Origin of the sequence: Sphingomonas gilva, from assembly GCF_003515075.1 — a bacterium.
Taxonomy (GTDB): Bacteria; Pseudomonadota; Alphaproteobacteria; order Sphingomonadales; family Sphingomonadaceae; genus Sphingomonas; species Sphingomonas gilva.
Genome location: NZ_QWLV01000004.1, coordinates 1 through 15370, shown reverse-complemented (window position 1 = coordinate 15370; position 15370 = coordinate 1). Strand labels below are relative to the sequence as shown.

General features: G+C 67.5%; 15 protein-coding genes. 10 read left to right on the top strand and 5 right to left on the bottom strand.

Annotated features, from left to right (window positions below):
• The first annotated feature begins 37 nt into the window (after nt 1–37).
• From D1610_RS10190 to D1610_RS10180, 3 genes are read left to right on the top strand one after another with little or no spacing between them, the layout of a single operon-like run.
• The gene (locus D1610_RS10190; protein WP_118864087.1) at nt 38–1012 is read left to right on the top strand and encodes a type II secretion system F family protein; all 975 of its coding nucleotides are present in this window, start codon (nt 38–40) and stop codon (nt 1010–1012) included.
• A gap of 16 nt (nt 1013–1028) precedes the next feature.
• Nucleotides 1029–2033, top strand: coding sequence for a type II secretion system F family protein (locus tag D1610_RS10185; protein WP_118864086.1), 1005 nt, complete (start codon nt 1029–1031; stop codon nt 2031–2033).
• A 59-nt stretch (nt 2034–2092) separates the two neighbouring features.
• Nucleotides 2093–2602, top strand: coding sequence for a hypothetical protein (locus D1610_RS10180; protein ID WP_118864085.1), 510 nt, complete (start codon nt 2093–2095; stop codon nt 2600–2602).
• Here D1610_RS10180 and D1610_RS10175 read toward each other — a convergent pair.
• The 5 genes from D1610_RS10175 to D1610_RS10155 all read right to left on the bottom strand — a co-directional run bounded on the left by D1610_RS10175 (nt 2595) and on the right by D1610_RS10155 (nt 10474).
• Nucleotides 2595–3125, bottom strand: coding sequence for a DUF1254 domain-containing protein (locus tag D1610_RS10175; protein WP_118864084.1), 531 nt, complete (start codon nt 3123–3125; stop codon nt 2595–2597). The two genes, D1610_RS10180 and D1610_RS10175, sit on opposite strands and share 8 nt — an antisense overlap.
• Nucleotides 3119–3703 (bottom strand): DUF1214 domain-containing protein, encoded by a 585-nt coding sequence (locus D1610_RS10170; protein ID WP_118864083.1) that lies wholly within the window; start codon nt 3701–3703, stop codon nt 3119–3121. The genes D1610_RS10175 and D1610_RS10170 overlap by 7 nt, the downstream gene beginning before the upstream one ends.
• A 1-nt stretch (nt 3704) precedes the next feature.
• Nucleotides 3705–6368, bottom strand: coding sequence for a pyruvate, phosphate dikinase (gene ppdK, locus D1610_RS10165; RefSeq protein WP_118864082.1), 2664 nt, complete (start codon nt 6366–6368; stop codon nt 3705–3707).
• An 85-nt stretch (nt 6369–6453) separates the two neighbouring features.
• Complete coding sequence (glyS, locus tag D1610_RS10160; protein WP_118864081.1) at nt 6454–9051, bottom strand: glycine--tRNA ligase subunit beta; 2598 nt, start codon at nt 9049–9051, stop codon at nt 6454–6456.
• Nucleotides 9052–9583: 532 nt separating this feature from the next.
• Complete coding sequence (locus tag D1610_RS10155) at nt 9584–10474, bottom strand: glycine--tRNA ligase subunit alpha (protein WP_118864241.1); 891 nt, start codon at nt 10472–10474, stop codon at nt 9584–9586.
• 126 nt (nt 10475–10600) lie between these two features.
• On the opposite strand from D1610_RS10155, the gene D1610_RS10150 reads away from it, so the two are divergent.
• From D1610_RS10150 to D1610_RS17610, 7 genes are all read left to right on the top strand, one after another.
• Complete coding sequence (locus tag D1610_RS10150) at nt 10601–11533, top strand: TraB/GumN family protein (RefSeq protein WP_118864080.1); 933 nt, start codon at nt 10601–10603, stop codon at nt 11531–11533.
• Between the two features lie 128 nt (nt 11534–11661).
• Nucleotides 11662–11868, top strand: coding sequence for a helix-turn-helix transcriptional regulator (locus D1610_RS10145; protein WP_118864079.1), 207 nt, complete (start codon nt 11662–11664; stop codon nt 11866–11868).
• Entirely contained in the window at nt 11843–12499 is a 657-nt protein-coding gene (locus D1610_RS10140; protein WP_182466782.1) for a hypothetical protein, read from the top strand. The genes D1610_RS10145 and D1610_RS10140 overlap by 26 nt, the downstream gene beginning before the upstream one ends.
• 32 nt (nt 12500–12531) lie before the next feature.
• Complete coding sequence (locus tag D1610_RS10135) at nt 12532–13458, top strand: TraB/GumN family protein (RefSeq protein ID WP_118864077.1); 927 nt, start codon at nt 12532–12534, stop codon at nt 13456–13458.
• A 121-nt stretch (nt 13459–13579) separates the two neighbouring features.
• The gene (locus D1610_RS10130; protein ID WP_118864076.1) at nt 13580–14314 is read left to right on the top strand and encodes a 50S ribosomal protein L25/general stress protein Ctc; all 735 of its coding nucleotides are present in this window, start codon (nt 13580–13582) and stop codon (nt 14312–14314) included.
• A 244-nt stretch (nt 14315–14558) separates the two neighbouring features.
• On the top strand, nt 14559–15131 hold the full coding sequence (pth, locus tag D1610_RS10125) for an aminoacyl-tRNA hydrolase (RefSeq protein ID WP_118864075.1): 573 nt from the start codon (nt 14559–14561) through the stop codon (nt 15129–15131).
• A 156-nt stretch (nt 15132–15287) separates the two neighbouring features.
• Nucleotides 15288–15370, top strand: an 83-nt coding sequence (locus tag D1610_RS17610) for a helix-turn-helix domain-containing protein (protein WP_222926996.1), incomplete at its 3' end; no start/stop codon positions are given.

The window sequence follows — 15370 nt, the reverse complement described above, 5'->3', positions numbered from 1 at the left end:
CGCACGGCCGCCCGTTGAAGGAACTGGGCCGACGACGATGGGAATGATGCCGATCCTGACGATGGCGCTGGGCGCGCTCGTGGTGCTGGGCATGATCGCCTTCGCGTTCGCCGGCCCTTCGCCCAAGAAGGCGGTCGAGCGCCGCATGACGGGGCTCAAGGATCGCCATGCCGATACCGCGTCCGGCGCGGTCGAGGCGCAGATGCGCCGCGCGATTGCCAATCGCCAGACCAAAATGGACGGCTACGCCAACCGGCTGCTGCCCAACCCGGCGCTGATCCGCAAACGCCTGTCGCAGACGGGCAAGACCTGGACGATGGGCCAGTACATGATCGCTTCGGCGGCGATCGTCGTGGTCGTCGCCGGGCTGCTGATGATCAAGGGCGCGCCGTTCCTGCTGGCGCTCCTGGTGGGTGTCGTCGTGGGCGGCGGGCTGCCGCACATGGTGGTCAATTTCTACATCAAGCGCCGGATCATGCAGTTCAACGCCAAGTTTCCCGACGCCATCGAGCTGCTCGTGCGCGGCCTGCGCTCGGGCCTGCCGGTGACCGAGACGATGTCGGTCGTCGCCCAGGAAGTTCCCGGCCCCGTCGGCGTCGAATTCCGCACCGTGGTCGACAAGATGAAGATCGGTCGGGCGATGGAAGCGGCGCTGCAGGAAACCGCGGACCGCCTGGGCACGCCGGAGTTCCAGTTCTTCTGCATCACGCTCGCCATCCAGCGCGAGACCGGCGGCAATCTGGCCGAGACGCTCAGCAATCTCGCCGACGTGCTGCGCAAGCGCGGGCAGATGAAGCTGAAGATCCGCGCGATGTCGTCCGAATCCAAGGCCTCCGCCTATATCATCGGCGCGCTGCCCTTCATCGTGTTCGGCATGATCTGGATGATCAACGGCAGCTATATGCAAAACTTCTTCGTCGATCAGCGGCTGATGGTCGCGGGCGGCGGCGGCCTGATCTGGATGGGCATCGGCGCATTCATCATGGCCAAGATGATCGATTTCGAGATTTGATGCGGGGGCGTTGGAGATGACGGGAACGAGCGGCGGCCCCACGCTTCTGGGTGTCGATGTCCTGATGGTGGCGACGATGCTGTCGGCCGTCGCGGCGTTCGCCGTGATGCTGGCGGTCTATGCGGCGACCACGGTGAAGGACCCGATGGCGAAGCGCGTCAAGGCGCTCAACGAACGCCGCGAGCAGCTGAAGGCGGGTATCGCGGCCTCCACGTCGCGCAGGCGGGCCAAGCTCGTCCAGAAGAACGAGACGACCGACCGCATCCGCAGCCTCCTCGGCAGCCTGAAGGTGCTGCAGGACGAACAGCTGAAGGTGGTGCAGGCGAAGCTGGTGCAGGCGGGTATCCGGTCCAAGGACATGGCGGTCGCCATCATCTTCGGCCGGCTCGTCACGCCCATCGTCCTCGGCGGGTTCGTCGCCTTCATGATCTACGGCGTCGACTATTTTCCCGAATGGGGCGCGATCAAGAAATATGGCGCGGTCGCTGGCGCGCTGGTGCTGAGCTACAAGGCGCCCGACATCTGGCTGAAGAACAAGGTCACCAAGCGCAGCCACGAGATCCGCAAGGGCCTGCCCGACGCGCTCGACCTGCTGGTGATCTGCGCCGAGGCGGGCCTGACCGTCGACGCCGCTTTCCAGCGCGTGGCGAAGGAGCTGGGCAAGGCCTATCCCGAATTGGGCGACGAATTCGCGCTGACCGCGATCGAGCTGTCCTTCCTGACCGACCGCCGCCAGGCGTTCGAGAACCTCGCCCTGCGCGTCGATCTGGAGGCGGTGAAGGGCGTCGTCACGACGATGATCCAGACCGAGAAATACGGCACGCCCCTCGCCTCCGCGCTCCGCGTGCTGTCCGCCGAGTTCCGCAACGAGCGGATGATGCGCGCGGAGGAGAAGGCCGCGCGCCTGCCGGCGATCATGACCGTGCCGCTGATCCTGTTCATCCTGCCGGTGCTGTTCATCGTCATCTTGGGCCCCGCGGCTTGCGACATCAGCGACGCGTTCGCGGGCGGCAACATCTGACGCGGAACGTGTAGGCATGGCCGGTCGTTCTCCCCGCGTAACGTGGAGGATGACCGGCGATGCTTTTCCAGACCCCGACCCAATGGGCGATCCTGGCCCTTGTCCTGCTGCTCGGCTGGGTGCTCGGCCTGCTCAGCCGATCGGGCGGCAAGAAATGGAAGCGAGAACTGGCGGCCGAACGCGCGTCCCGCGCCGAGGAGCGTAAGGGCTACGAGGAGCGGCTGCGCGCCAACGATGCCCGTGTGGAGGCGTCGAACAGGCGGATCGCAGAGCTTGAGAAGCATGCTCCCGCGGGAGTCGGCGCGAGTGCGGTCGGCGCCGCGGCGCGCGGCGGCCGTGACGACCTGTCCGCGATCAAGGGTATCGGCCCCGACGGCGAGGCGCGACTGAACGACGCCGGCTATCACAGCTTCAAGGATATCGAGAAGATGTCCGCCAGCGACGAGGCCGCGCTCGAAGGCCGGCTTGGCCTGGCCCCCGGCACGATCGAGCGCGAGAACTGGCGCGAGCAGGCGGCGACCTTGCGCAGCGGCGACCGCGAAGGGCACAAAAGGCGCTGGTTCAGCTAGGCGTCGCAACCTGACAGCTGGAGGCTTTGCGCGCGGCGTCGATCCCCGGGAAGGCGGCGGCGTTCGGCACCAGTATCCGCAGCAGCGCGACGCCGCGGCGGCCGTCCACCCACACCGGCACATAGCCCGCCGGGATGGTCTGGCCCTGCCGCGCGATGGCGATGCGGACGGGCTCTCCACGCATCTCGCGATCGTTGCGGACGAACACCGCGTCTGTCTGGCTGTCATAGACCGACAGCGACCAATAAGGCGCGTCGACCGGCATGACGGTGACCGTCACCGCGCCGTCAGCGAGATCGAACGGGCAGCTCGAATAGGCGAGATCGGGGCTGGGACGGACGATGGTGCGCGCCTCGGCGGTGGCGAGCGGCGCGTGCGCCATCCGGTTGACCCCGCCGCGATCGGCGAGACGCCCCACCGCCGCGCGCATGAGCAGGCCGGGCGTCGCGTAGAGCGCGACGACGAAGGTCAGCATGGCGACGCCCGCGACCAGCGCGATCCAGGGGACGAAGCGCTTCAGCATGACAGCCGCGTGATCACGGGCATCTCCCCGGAAAGGAGCGACGGTTCCGGGTTGTAGGCGCGCAGGGTGAGCTCGAAAGGCTGGCCGGGAAGCGTGGTGATGCGACCGTCCGGCCCGACGGTCGCATCGATCGCCGCGTCGCCGGCGCCGCCGATCGAGTAGCGCGCGGCTGGTGTTCCGATGAGATAACCCTCGCTGTCATAGGCGGTGATGCTCCACCAGCGCGCCGCAGGAGCCGCGCCCGCAAGGCGATAGGTGCAGCCGCCATCGAGCGGGCGGGCGGCGCTGTCGGCCGTGGCGTTGAGGTAGACCGCCTCGCGCGCGGTGAGCGCGAGCAGGCCCCTGAGCGCAACGCGGGCGCGTAGCAACGGGCCGGCATCGGCCGAACCGGTGGCGGTCGAGGTCGACCAGGGGCCGATCTGCCGGTCGCCGCCCATGCCGCTTCCGCGCACCGCCCAGACCGTCAGCAGCAGACCGAGCACCACGCCGACAAGGGCGGCGATCAGGATGCGATGCCAGAGCTTCAGGCTCCGGCGGGGCGCCTGTTCGGGGGGCGGTTCCGTGACGGCCTCGTCCATCCTACCTCGCCTTCAACGCCGCCTGCGCCGCCGCCAGGCGGGCGATGGGCACACGGTAGGGCGAGGCCGAGACGTAATCCAGCCCCACCTCCTCGCAGAAGGCGATGCTCGCCGGGTCGCCGCCATGCTCGCCGCAGATGCCGAGCTTGATGCCCGAGCGGGCGGCGCGGCCGCGATCGGCGGCGAGGCGGATCAGCTCGCCCACCCCCTCTACATCGATCGAGACGAAGGGATCGCGCGCGAAGATGCCCTTTTCGACATAGGTGGTGAGGAAGCGCCCGGCGTCGTCGCGGCTGACGCCCAAAGTGGTCTGGGTCAGATCGTTGGTGCCGAAGGAGAAAAACTCGCCCACCTCGGCGATCTCGCCCGCCTTCAACGCGGCGCGGGGCAGCTCGATCATCGTGCCGACGAGATAGGCGACCTCCCCGCCCTTTTCGGCGAACACCGCCCTGGCCGCCTTGTCGACCACCGCCTTCATCAGCTCCAGCTCCCGCCTCGTGGCGACGAGCGGGATCATGATCTCGGGAATCGGCGCCTCGCCCGATTTCGCCGCGACGTCGCACGCGGCCTCGAAGATCGCCCTCGCCTGCATCTCGTAGATCTCGGGATAGGTCACGCCCAGGCGGCAGCCGCGATGGCCGAGCATCGGGTTGAACTCGTGCAGCTCGGCGGCGCGGCGGCGCAGCGTCTCGACATCGAGCCCGGCGGCGGCGGCGACCTCGGCGAACTCGGCCTCCTCGTGCGGCAGGAATTCGTGCAGGGGAGGATCGAGCAGGCGGATGGTGCAGGGCAGCCCCGCCATGACCTCGAAGATCTCGGTGAAGTCGGCGCGCTGTTCGGGGAGCAGCTTGTCGAGCGCGGCGCGCCTTCCCGCCTCGTCCGAGGCGAGAATCATCTGGCGGACCGCGGTGATGCGCGCGGCGTCGAAGAACATATGCTCGGTGCGGCAAAGCCCGATACCCTCAGCGCCGAACTCGCGCGCGGTGCGGCAATCGAGCGGAGTCTCCGCATTTGTCCGCACCTTCAGGCGACGGACCTTGTCGGCCCAGACCATCAGCGTGGCGAAATCGCCGGCCAGTTCGGGCTGCACCGTCGGCACCGCGCCGAGCATCACCTCCCCGCTCGCGCCGTCGATGGTGATGACCTCGCCGGCCTTCACCTCGCGCGCGCCGACGCGCATCACGCCGTTCTTCGCGTCGATCGCGAGCGTGCCGGCACCCGAGACGCAGGGGCGGCCCATGCCCCGGGCGACCACCGCCGCATGGCTCGTCATGCCGCCGCGCGCCGTCAGGATGCCTTTCGCGGCGTGCATGCCGTGGATATCCTCGGGGCTGGTCTCGACGCGGACGAGGATGACGTCCTCCCCCGTCCCCGCACGCTTCTCGGCGGTGTCCGAATCGAACACGACGATGCCGCTGGCCGCGCCTGGCGACGCCGGAAGCCCCTTGGTCAGCACGTCGCGCTGCGCCTGCGGATCGAGCGTCGGGTGGAGCAGCTGATCGAGCGCCGCCGGATCGACGCGGGCGACCGCCTCCTCCTCGCTGATCAGCCCTTCGGCCGCCATCTCCACCGCGATCTTGAGCGCGGCCTTGGCGGTGCGCTTGCCGCTCCGTGTCTGCAGCATCCACAGCTTGCCCTGCTGCACCGTGAATTCGATGTCCTGCATGTCGCGATAATGCCGCTCGAGCAGATCGAACACGCGGGCGAGCTCGCCGTACACCTCGGGCATCGCCTCTTCCATCGACAGCGGCCTGGCCCCCGCCGCCTCGCGCGCCGCCTTGGTCAGATATTGGGGCGTGCGGATGCCGGCGACGACGTCCTCACCCTGGGCGTTGATCAGAAACTCGCCATAATAGGCCCGGTCGCCCTTGGCCGGATCGCGGGTGAAGGCGACGCCGGTGGCGCTGGTCTCGCCCATGTTGCCGAACACCATCGCCTGGACGTTGACCGCGGTGCCCCAGTCGCCGGGGATGTCGTTCAGCCGGCGATAGACCTTGGCGCGTTCGGACTGCCACGATCCGAACACCGCGCCGATCGCGCCCCAGAGCTGGTCGTGCACATCCTGGGGGAAGGGCCTGCCCCATTCGGCCTCGACCAGCGACTTGAACTCGGCGACAAGCGCCTGCAGGTCTTCGGACGTCAGCTCGGTATCGAGCGTGTAGCCCTTGTCTTCCTTGGCGATTTCGAGCGCTTCCTCGAACGCGCCGTGATCGAGCTCCAGCACCACGTCCGCATACATCTGGATGAAGCGGCGATAGCTGTCCCAGGCAAAGCGGGCGTCGCCGGAGGCGGCGGCGAGGCCCTCCACCGTCCGGTCGTTGAGGCCGAGGTTGAGGACGGTGTCCATCATGCCCGGCATCGACACGCGCGCGCCCGAGCGGACGGAGACGAGCAGCGGATCGGCGGCGTCGCCGAATGTCTTTCCGGTGACCTTCTCGATATGCGCGATGCCGGCGGAGACCTCCGCCTTCACATCCTCCGGAAAGCGCTCGCCCTCGTCATAATAGCGCGCGCACATCGGGGTGGAGATGGTGAAGCCGGGGGGCACGGGCAGGCCGATCGCGGCCATGCCGTCGAGGTTCGCGCCCTTGCCGCCGAGCAGATTCTTGTCGCCCTGGCCCCCGTCCGAAACGCCGCCACCGAAGCGGTACACATATTGGGTCATTCTCAAGTCCCTGTCGCAAGCGTCTGATTTTCCGGGGAGGAGATCACGCTGTGTTCAGTATGTTCAGTGTCTGGCGTGGTTCTGGTCAGCCCTCGATCTTCGAGAAATCGGCGACCGAATGGACCGCATCGCGCATCCGCGCGAGGAGGTTCAGCCGGGCCTCGCGCCTGGCGGGATCGGGGTCGTTCACGGTCACACTGTCAAAGAACGCGTCGATAGGGGCGCGGAGCGTCGCCAGCGCCGCCATCGCCCCCTCGAAATCCTCCGCCCCGATTGCGGCCTCGGCGCGCGGCGCGGCCGAATCGAGCGCGGCGATGAGGGCATTCTCCGCCGGTTCGGGCGTGTAGGACAGCGGAATCTTCCCCCTCTGCCCTTCAGGGGAGTGGGCCGAGGAGAGGGGCAGTGTGTCCAACATCGAAGCCGGGTCATTGGGCCGAGCGTCCTGCCCCTCTCCCTCCGCCGCTTCGCGGCTCCTCCCTCTCCCCTGAAGGGGAGAGGGCTGGGTTTCCCAACCCTCCTTCTTCAGGATGTTCGCCGCGCGCTTGTAACCGGCGAGGAGGTTGGCGCCGTCGGCGGTGGCCATGAACGCCTGCAATGCATGGACGCGGGCGAGCAGGCGGACGAGATCGTCCTCGCCGCCCAAGGCGAACACCGCATCGATCAGGTCGTGGCGGACGCCCGCCTCGCGCTGCTGGACCTTGAGGCGGTCGGCGAGAAACGCAGATACATAGTAGATTGTACCGAGTATCTTGTCTGCGAACCAAGTGTCTCGCTCGCTTCGCGCACGGTCCTTAGTATTTGATATCATTGAGAGATAAAGACTTTCACCTCTTTCTGGATCCGAAAACTGAGCCACAAGTTCACGAACTTCGCTCGCTGCTCGAAGTTCATCGCCGGCGAACATCTGCATCGACCGGTCGAGCAGAGGTTTGAACAAAGCCGCGCGCAACGAGACCCGCAGGTTGTTTTCCTGGAGCAGAGCTAGCGCGCCCAATCCAGCACGGCGTAATGCAAACGGGTCCCTGGAACCTGTCGGAAACTCCTCAACGATGAAGAATTGGGACAACGTATCCAACTTATCTGCCAGCGACACAGCAACCGTCACCGGATCGGTCGGCACCTCGTCGCCCTGGCCGACGGGCTTGTAGTGATCGCGGATGGCGGCGGCGACCTGGGGGTCTTCGCCTTGCGCGGCGGCGTAGTAGCCGCCCATGACGCCCTGGAGCTCGGGGAACTCGCCGACCATGCCGGTGACGAGGTCCGCCTTGGCGAGACGCGCGGCGCGTTCGGCGAGGGCGGCGAGATGCTCCCTCTCCCCTTCAGGGGAGAGGGCTGGGGAGAGGGGCAGTGTGTCTAGCATCGAAGCCGGGTCGTAGTGCGAAGCGTCCTGCCCCTCTCCCTCCGCCGCTTCGCGGCTCCTCCCTCTCCCCTGAAGGGGAGAGGGTTTTATGATCCCCTCTTCGACCAGCCATCTCGCCAGCTTCGCCACGCGGTCGACCTTGTCGGCGACGGTGCCCAGCTTTTCGTGGAAGACGATCTGGCCGAGCTTCTTCGCCTGCTCGTCGAGCGGGACCTTCAGGTCCTGGTCCCAGAAGAAGCGCGCGTCCGAGAGGCGGGCGGCGAGGACCTTCTGGTTGCCTTCGACGATCGCCTTGCCGCCGTCGGTCGCGTCGATGTTGGCGGTGCAGATGAAGGCGTTGGCGAGACGGATCGTCTGGGGCGAGCCCCCTCCACCACCCTGCGGGTGGTCCCCCTCCCCCGGCGACGCCGGGGGAGGATTTTTCAGGACGAAGTATTTCTGGTTCACGCGGGCGGTGAGCTGGATGACTTCGGGGGGGACCGTCAGGAACGCCTCGTCGAAGCGGCCGAGAAGGGGGACGGGCCATTCCGTCAGGCCGGCATTCTCGTAGAGCAGGCCTTCGTCCTCGATCAGCTCGAGGCCGGCGTCGGCGGCGGCCTTTGCCGCGCCATCGGCGATGAGGCGGCGGCGTTCGGCGCCGTCGACGACGACGTGGCAGGCGCGCAGCTTTTCGACATAATCGTGGGCGCTGCCGATGGTGATGACGCCCGGGTGGTGGAAGCGGTGGCCGACCGTCGCCGCGGAGCTTTTGAGGGTCGCATCGGCGGACGGAAAACCGGTACCCACTTTTCCTGCCGATGCTCCTTGCACGCCGACGATCTCGCAGGGGACGACATCCTCGCCCAGCAGCGCGACGATGCCCTGCAGCGGGCGGACCCAGCGCAGGCTTTCGGTGGAGGCGGAGGCCGCGCCCCAGCGCATCGACTTGGGCCAGGGAAAGGCGCGGACGATCGCCGGGATCGCCTCGGCCAGCACCTCCGCGGCGGCGCGGCCGGGCTTTTCGGTGATTGCGTAGAGCACGCCATCGCGCTCGGTGAGCTGGTCGCGGGTCAGGCCGGTCTTGCGGAGGAAACCTTCGAGCGCCTGTTCGGGGGCGTTGGCGCGCGGGCCCTTGATCTCCTCGCTGACCGCTGCGGTTTCGCCCGGCAAATCGCGGGCGATCAGCGCGAGGCGGCGCGGCGTGGCGTAGGTGATGATTTCCGCCGCGGCGAGGCCGGACTTGGCGAGTTCGGCGGCGAACAGCCGTTCGAGGTCCGCGCGCGCCTTTTCCTGCATGCGCGCGGGGATTTCCTCCGAGCGGAGTTCGAGGAGGAAGTCGGTCATAAGATGGGTTCACGCGAAGGCGCGAAGGCGCGAGGAGAAAGGAGAAGGCTGGTTCGCGCGGAGGCGCGGAGACGCAGAGAGGCGGCACTGCCGCGCAGCGGCTCTTTCCCCTCACGGGTCCGGCGCGCGGCAGCGGTGAGGGTTTGCGGGCGCTTCGCGCGGGAAACCAGCACCTCCGCGTCTCCGCGTCTCTGCGCGAACAAACATCCTTCGCGCGAAGGCGCGAAGGCGCGAGGAGAAAAGGGATGGTTCACGCGGAGGCGCGGAGACGCGGAGCTGTTGTGCAGCGGCGCGACCTTGCCTGTCCCTTCAAATGCAGGAGCCTTGGCTGACGCATGGAAATGAGGGCCGCTGGCGCGGCGGGGACAGATCTCCGCGTCTCCGCGCCTCCGCGTAAACAAAAATTCTTCGCGGCTTTGCGCCTTCGCGTGAACCAACCTTCTTCCCGTCGCGGTGGCGCGCGCGCCCTCCACCACTCGCTTCGCGAGCGGTCCCTCTCCCCCGCTTTCGCGGGGGCGGATCTTGGTGGCGCTCACGCGCTCCATCCGTTCTTCTCCATCCAGCCGGCGCAGGCGCCTTTCGCCAGATCGCGGACGCGGCCGATATAGGCCTGGCGTTCGGCGACCGAGATGACGCCGCGGGCGTTCAGGAGGTTGAAGATGTGGCTGGCCTTGATCGCCTGCTCATAGGCGGGGATCGGCAGCTTCCTGTCGAGGCACAGCTCGCATTCGGCGGCCGCCTTGCGGAAGCCGTCGAACAGGCGATCGGTGTCCGCCACCTCGAAGTTCCACGCGCTCATCTGGCGCTCGTTTTCGAGGAAGACGTCGCCATAGGTATAGGATGGCGAACTGCCCCTCTCCCCGGCCCTCTCCCCTGAAGGGGAGAGGGAGACTGGCGCGTTGAACGCCAGATCGTACACCGAATCCTTGCCCTGGATGTACATGGCGAGGCGTTCGAGGCCGTAGGTCAGCTCGCCCGAGACGGGCTTGCAGTCGTAGCCGCCCATCTGCTGGAAATAGGTGAACTGGGTGACCTCCATGCCGTCGCACCAGACCTCCCAGCCGAGGCCCCAGGCGCCGAGCGTGGGCGATTCCCAATCGTCCTCGACGAAGCGGATGTCGTGCTTCAGCGGATCGATGCCGATCGCGTCGAGGCTGCCGAGATAGAGCGCCTGGAGATCGGGCGGGCTGGGCTTCAGGATCACCTGATACTGGTAATAATGCTGGAGGCGGTTGGGATTTTCGCCGTAGCGGCCGTCGGTCGGCCGGCGGCAGGGCTGGACGAAGGCGGCGTTCCACGGATCGGGGCCGAGCGCGCGCAGCGTCGTCGCGGTATGGAAGGTGCCCGCCCCCATCTCCATATCATAGGGCTGCAGGATCAGGCAGCCGCGGTCCGCCCAGTAGCGGTGGAGCGTCAGGATCATGTCCTGGAACGAAAGCGAGGGCCCGGTCACGCAGGCGCGCCTACAGGCAAGGCGCGCGGAGGGTCAAGGCGACGACTTCGGCAAGCCGCTTGACCCGTTTCGCGAGCGCAGCGAGAACCGGTCGTGATGTCCCTGACTTTCCTGGTGCGCGCCACGTTTGCCGCGGTGCTGGCGCTGACCGCCGCGGCCGCGCCGGCGCAGAAGGCGGATCGCCTGCACAAGCAGGCGCCGCCCGGGGCCGAGCGCGTCCAGACCTTCACCCCCGCGCCGGCGATCTGGCGGATCGCCGATCACGACACGGTGATCTATCTGTTCGGCACGATCCACATCCTGCGGCCGACGCTCAAATGGCGGTCGCGCACGCTGAACCGGGTGATCGCGCGGGCGGACGAGCTGGTGGTCGAGAGCAGCGACGCCGATTTCGCGGCGCTGGAGGGCAAGCTGGTCGCCGAGATGGCCGCCGATATGGAGGTCAAGCGCCCGCCGCTGCTGGACCGGGTGCGGCCGGGCAAGCGCGCGGCGGTCAAGCGGACGATCGACGAGAGCGGCTTTCCCGCGGCGATGTTCGACCATCTGCCGACCTGGATGGCGGTGTTCGCGCTGGGCATGGGCGGGCTGCCCGACGACGGCGCGACCGACGAGGCGGGCGCGGACGCGACGCTCGAACGCCTGTTCCTGAAGGCGGGCAAGCCGGTGCTGAGCGTCGAGGACCCGGACGCGGTGATCGCGGCGGTCCGCGCGATTCCGGAGGCCGATCTGCTGCGGCTGCTGGAGGATGAAGAGGCCTATGCCGGCGACGCCGCGAACGAGGACGAGGCCTGGGCCAGGGGCGACGTTTCCGGCCTGGCCGAAGGGCTGGGCGAGGCCGATCTGGGCCCGGCGGTCTATGCCGCGCTGATCCGCGACCGCAACCGCGCCTGGACCGGCTGGCTGATCGAGCGGATGAAGCGGCCGGGCACCGTGCTGTTCGCGGTCGGCGCGGGGCATCTGGTCGGCCCCGATTCGGTGCAGGCGATGCTGGCGAAGCGCGGCGTGGCGAGCCCGCGAATCGATCGCTAGCGCGGATTCCCTCGCGAAAGTCACCCATGGCTGACAAAATGTCAGGTGTTGTTGACACAACCGCGACTCGCTGGCATTGGTCATGGAAACCTGACATTCGGTCAGGCGACGCTGACACGGAGCGATCGTTGGAGAACCGGCTGAAGGTGCTGCGCGCCGAGCGCAACTGGAGCCAGGCCGAACTCGCCGCGCGGCTGGATGTCTCGCGCCAGGCGGTGAATGCGATCGAGACGGGAAAATACGATCCGTCGCTGCCGCTGGCGTTCAAGCTTGCGCGCCTGTTCGACATGCGGATCGAGGAGATTTTCGATGATGGGGACGGCCATGGCGATTGATGAGGATGTGCGGAGCGGGCCCAGGACATTGGGTAGGATCGCACTGTTGGTCGCTTCGCTGATCGGCGCGCTGTGCGCCTGTTCGATGATCGCCGGAATAATCGTCGGCCATGCCGAAAAGGGCGGCGGGGCGATGTCCACGACGCTGATAGCCTTGCTCGCCGGGGTCTCGCTGTTCGCCGCGCTGTGCATCTACGTCAGCTATCGCGGGCTGCGTTCGATGTCGCCGCTGAAGGAGGCCGCGCCGCGCGACCGCCGCAATGTGGTGACGCTGGCCGTCGCCGGCGCGCTTGGCGGCGTGATCGCCATCGTGATGCTGATGGCGGGAACATCGCCCAGCATCTTCAACGACGATCCGATACCGGCGGGCTACGCGATCGCGCTGGCGCTGCTGATCGGCGTGCCGGCGCCGCTCATCTCGATCTACTGGCATCTGCGTGTCGCCGACGAGCAGGAGGCGGCCGCCTATAACAAGGGCGCGCTCCTGGCGATCTACGCCTATTGGATCGGCGCGCCCGTCTGGTGGCTGCTGTGGCGCGGCGGGCTGCTGCCGGCCCCTGATGGCATCGCCATCTATTTCTGCACCATCGTCGCCGCCGGCGTCGTCTGGCTGTGGCTCAAATACCGCTGAATTGTTGCCCCTCCTGCCTTGAAGGAAAACCTATGTTGTCCCGCTTGCTGACCACCATAGCCACCGGCGCCCTCGCGCTGGGATCGCTCCCCGCCGCGGCGCAGACCGCGCCGGCGGCGGCTCCCACCCCCGCCCCCGCTCCGCTCAAGGACGCCGATCCGGCCTTGTGGGTGGTGAAGGACGCCGACACGACGATCTACATGCTGGGCACGGTGCATGTGCTGAAGCCCGGCCTCGGCTGGTTCGACGAGGCGGTGAAGAACGCCTTCGACATGTCCGGCGAGATGGTGGTCGAGGTGATCCAGCCCGAAGACCAGCAGGCGGCGGCGAAGGCGATGATGCCGCTCGCGATCGATCCCGACGGGCCGCCGCTGACTGAGAAGCTGCCGGAGGCGAGGCGCGCGCCCTATGCCGCCGCGCTCGCCTCGCTTGGCCTGCCGCCGGCCGCGTTCGACCAGTTCGAGCCATGGTACGCGTCGGTGCTGCTCGGCCTCCTGCCGCTGACCAAGGCGGGATACGATCCGGCGAGCGGGGTCGAGATGCAGCTGGCGGCGGCGGCCAAGGCGACGAACAAGCCGGTCATCGCGCTCGAGGGGTTCGAGGAGCAGCTGGGCTTTTTCGACACCATGCCCGAGGCGGACCAGACCGGCCTGCTGGTCTCCACCATCGACGGCTTCGACGAGATCGAGGCGACGCTCGACCGGATGGTCGACGAATGGGCGGCGGGCAACCCCGATGCGCTGGCCGAGGAGATGAACGCGCAGCTGGGCGAGATGCCCAATGTCCAGAAGATCCTGCTGACCGACCGCAACGATCGCTGGGCGGACTGGATCAGGACGCGGCTGCAAAAGCCCGGCACGGTGTTCATGGCGGTCGGCGCGGGGCATTTGTCGGGCAAGGGCAGCGTGCAGGACGCGCTCAGCAAGCGCGGGATCAGGACCGAGCGCGTCGAATATTGACGAATCGCCAAGGGCCGGGCTGCACCTTGCCTCCCGCCCCGCTTTCGCCTATGCGCGCCAGCTTCCCGCCGCTGACATCCCTGGAGGCATGGCGGGCATATAGCGCAAACGGAGACATGAGATGAGCGAGCAGCTGTCGCTGTCGGCCGAGACGCGTGACCGGGTTGGCAAGGGAGCCTCCCGTGCGCTGCGTCGCGAAGGCCGCGTACCCGCCGTGATCTACGGCAACAAGCAGGACCCCGTGTCCATCCACGTGGAGGAAAAGGCGCTGGTCAAGGCGCTGATGACCGGCCACTTCTTCAATTCCGTGGTGATGGTGGAAGGCGCCGCCAAATCGGCCGTGCGCACGCTGCCCAAGGACGTGGCGTTCGATCCCGTCACCGACCGCCCGGTGCATGTCGATTTCCTGCGCATCTCCGAGCACGCCAAGGTGACCGTCGCGGTGCCGGTGGTGTTCAGCGACGAGGAGGAATCGCGCGGCATCAAGCGCGGCGGCGTGCTCAACATCGTCCGCCACGAGCTGGAGCTGGTGTGCGACGCGGCCGAGATCCCCGAGCAGATCGAGATCAGCCTCAAGGGCCTCGACATCGGCGATTCGGTCCATATCAGCCAGGTCAAGCTGCCCAAGGGCACGGCTTCCGCGATCGACGACCGCGACTTCACCGTCGCCACGCTGATCGCCCCGTCGGCGATGAAGTCCGAGGTGCAGGAAGCCGCCGCGGAAGAAGCCGCGCTGGCCGAGGAAGCCGCCGCGGAGCATGCCGCCGAGGCCGAGGCGACCGAAGGCGGCGCGCCCGAGGGCGAGACCGCCGGCGAAACGCCCGCCGAGGGCGAAGGCGAAGCCAAGGGCGAGTAATCGGCATCAAAGCCCTCTCCCCTTCAGGGGAGTTCAGGGTCGGTCATGCCCCCGGCATGACCTGAATATCACGGGGTGATATTCACCCTGAACTGGTTGGGAGAGGGGCCTGTTGGTGGACGCATGCGGTCACTTGCCGCACATGCCCCTCCCCCGACCAGCGTTGGGTGAATAGCGCCCCGCGCTGTTCAGAACGTGCGGGGCACGTTCGACCCAACGCTCCTGAAGGGGAGGGGAGATTCAAATGCAGCTCTGGGTCGGCCTCGGCAATCCCGGCGCGTCCTACGCCATGCACCGCCACAATGTGGGGTTCATGGCGGCGGACGCGATCGCCGAGGTGCACCGGTTCGATCCGCCCAGGAAGCAGTTCCAGGGCTGGGCGCAGGAAGGCCGCATCGGCGGCGACAAGATCCTGCTCTTGAAGCCCGGCACCTTCATGAATGAGAGCGGCCAGGCGATCGGCGCGGCGATGCGCTTCTACAAGCTCGGCCTCGACGCGGTGACGGTGTTCCACGACGAGCTCGACCTCGCCCCGTTCAAGGTCAAGGTGAAGACCGGCGGCGGCACGGCCGGGCATAACGGCCTGCGCTCGACCGAGACGCATATCGGCAACGCTTTTCGCCGCGTGCGGATCGGCATCGGCCATCCCGGCGACAAGGCGCTGGTCACCGGCCATGTGCTGGGCCGCTATCACAAGACCGAGATCGAGCCGCTTTCCGACATGCTGGGCGCGATCGCCGCCGAGGCCGGATGGCTGGCGGCGGGCGACGACGTGCGCTTCATGAACGACGTCGCGATGCGGCTGGCGGACTTGTGAGGTTGTGAGCGCCCTCGGACACCTCCTACGTCATTTGTCACCCCGGACTTGTTCCGGGGTCCATCGCTCCGCAAGCTCCGCAGGCATTGGTGTTCGCGGCGCCATGGACCCCTCTGAGTTCACAAACGAAGTGCAACACCACGTACAGGTGTTGCCATGTCGAGATACCGCCAGCTTTCGATCGAGGAACGGTGTGCGATTGCCCGGCTTCATGAAGCCGGGCAATCGCTCCGGCAGAT

What these genes read in the sequence shown, in the direction of transcription:
- D1610_RS10190 (WP_118864087.1), top strand. Translation starts at nt 38, where the DNA reads ATGGGAATGATGCCGATCCTGACGATGGCGCTGGGCGCGCTCGTGGTG.
- D1610_RS10185 (WP_118864086.1), top strand. Translation starts at nt 1,029, where the DNA reads ATGACGGGAACGAGCGGCGGCCCCACGCTTCTGGGTGTCGATGTCCTG.
- D1610_RS10180 (WP_118864085.1), top strand. Translation starts at nt 2,093, where the DNA reads ATGCTTTTCCAGACCCCGACCCAATGGGCGATCCTGGCCCTTGTCCTG.
- D1610_RS10175 (WP_118864084.1), bottom strand. Translation starts at nt 3,125, where the DNA reads ATGCTGAAGCGCTTCGTCCCCTGGATCGCGCTGGTCGCGGGCGTCGCC.
- D1610_RS10170 (WP_118864083.1), bottom strand. Translation starts at nt 3,703, where the DNA reads ATGGACGAGGCCGTCACGGAACCGCCCCCCGAACAGGCGCCCCGCCGG.
- ppdK (WP_118864082.1), bottom strand. Translation starts at nt 6,368, where the DNA reads ATGACCCAATATGTGTACCGCTTCGGTGGCGGCGTTTCGGACGGGGGC.
- glyS (WP_118864081.1), bottom strand. Translation starts at nt 9,051, where the DNA reads ATGACCGACTTCCTCCTCGAACTCCGCTCGGAGGAAATCCCCGCGCGC.
- D1610_RS10155 (WP_118864241.1), bottom strand. Translation starts at nt 10,474, where the DNA reads ATGATCCTGACGCTCCACCGCTACTGGGCGGACCGCGGCTGCCTGATC.
- D1610_RS10150 (WP_118864080.1), top strand. Translation starts at nt 10,601, where the DNA reads ATGTCCCTGACTTTCCTGGTGCGCGCCACGTTTGCCGCGGTGCTGGCG.
- D1610_RS10140 (WP_182466782.1), top strand. Translation starts at nt 11,843, where the DNA reads ATGATGGGGACGGCCATGGCGATTGATGAGGATGTGCGGAGCGGGCCC.
- D1610_RS10135 (WP_118864077.1), top strand. Translation starts at nt 12,532, where the DNA reads ATGTTGTCCCGCTTGCTGACCACCATAGCCACCGGCGCCCTCGCGCTG.
- D1610_RS10130 (WP_118864076.1), top strand. Translation starts at nt 13,580, where the DNA reads ATGAGCGAGCAGCTGTCGCTGTCGGCCGAGACGCGTGACCGGGTTGGC.
- pth (WP_118864075.1), top strand. Translation starts at nt 14,559, where the DNA reads ATGCAGCTCTGGGTCGGCCTCGGCAATCCCGGCGCGTCCTACGCCATG.